General features: G+C 36.9%; 1 protein-coding gene. It reads right to left on the reverse strand.

Annotated features, from left to right (window positions below; translation table 11 throughout):
• A partial coding sequence (locus ACGHIN_RS17225; protein ID WP_390456457.1) for an RHS repeat domain-containing protein occupies nucleotides 1-1,635 on the reverse strand: 1,635 nt, incomplete at both ends.

Genomic DNA, 1,635 nt, shown 5'->3' on the forward strand with positions numbered 1-1,635 from the left:
CAACCACTCCCCATCTACCAATAACCGGCATATACATCCTCGCCCCAAAATCATACATTCCTGTTTCCTGCAACTCTTTTCCGTTGTACTTGTATTGATAAGCATTCTGAGTAGTTGAAGTATAATTATGTAATAATCCAAAAGGATAGTAATTATTAATCTCAACAATCTCACCTGGTTTCCAATAATCAATACAGTTAGGTGGATTCCAGGGATCCCAAGGCCCGTCGCATTCACTTACCCTATATTGTCTCGGTTGAATGATCCCGTCTTTATTGGTATCCGTATAGCTCAGTCTCACATTTCCCAGATGATCCGTAAAATTATATATATATAAATTACTAAGAGCATCATAGTAGCCTTCAGAATTCGGGATTATTCTTAGCTTCATTTCGGCCACCTCATTAGGATCTTCAATACCAATTCCTCCCGGATTTAGTTCTGACGGCTTTGTAGACTTGTACTGGAAACCATCCAAATAGTAGGTTTCTATATCTCCAAAGAGCTTCTTCACTTTTACTCCGTCTGCTCTGTAAGTGTAGCTGGTTGCCTTAGAGTTCTGGGTAATCTGCTTGGGTAAATTTAAATAATTATACTGAATTGAGGAAATCCCTTTATCCAGATGATCTGTCATATTTCCATTATCATCATATCCAATGATACTAGGAGTTGATAAATATGGATATCCATTACTATTTCCTATTTGCTCTTCGGTAACTTTTATTAATCTGTTTCCTATATAATCATATTTAAGATTGTCTATTGCCAGAGCAGTACTATTTCCTGATAATAATTCCGCAGACCTTTGCAATCTTGTAATATTTCCATTAAGGTCGTAATCCAGTTTTTCAAAGTATTCTTTAGCCGTTTCATATCCCGCTTTCTGATAGAAACCTGCTGATAATCTATTGAGGTTATCATAAACATAACCATATCTTTTAAGCGGTTCATTTTCCTGTGTAAGGGTTTTCCAGGATACTTCAGCAATGTTTCCATTGTATTTAGGCTTCACCATTAAAGAAGGAAAATCAGAATTGGGTGTTTCCAATCCTTCAACCTGATTATAATTGATGTTATATCCGAAAAGATCATTTCCAAGATTCGCAGGATCATTGATCTTGGTCATCCAGCCTCTGATATTATAAGCATACTCTATGCTTTGAAGCGGAGTGGCCATGTTCGTTCCCCCTACTTTTTTCTGAGAAAGCTGAGATAGCTCATCATAGCTGTTTTGAGCTAAAATTTCTTCAGGATTGCTATCTATCTGGTGCTTATGAACTAAAAGCCTGTTTTGATTATCATATGTAAAAGTTTCCGTGATCACTTTCTCCGTATCGGAGCTTAACCTTTTGTGATAAGTCTTTGTTTGTAGAGTCACTCCTGTAAAATCCAGATCGGATTCTGTTCTGGTATACCCTTCCAAATGATTGATGGAATGCGAACCTATGGCTCTTCCTTTCAGATCATAATAGTTATAGGTCTTTGTCCAGTTATCATCTTCAATATTTTTCACAAAAGTCATTACAGGTAAACTTTTAGTACTTTTTCCTGTGGAAGCTGGATCATCCGTTAAAGTTTGTTTTCCGTAAATGGTTCCCGGGAAAGCAGGATTAAAGCTGTAGGAAGGATAGGTAT

The organism is Chryseobacterium barbadense (assembly GCF_042849955.1).
GTDB lineage: Bacteria > Bacteroidota > Bacteroidia > Flavobacteriales > Weeksellaceae > Chryseobacterium.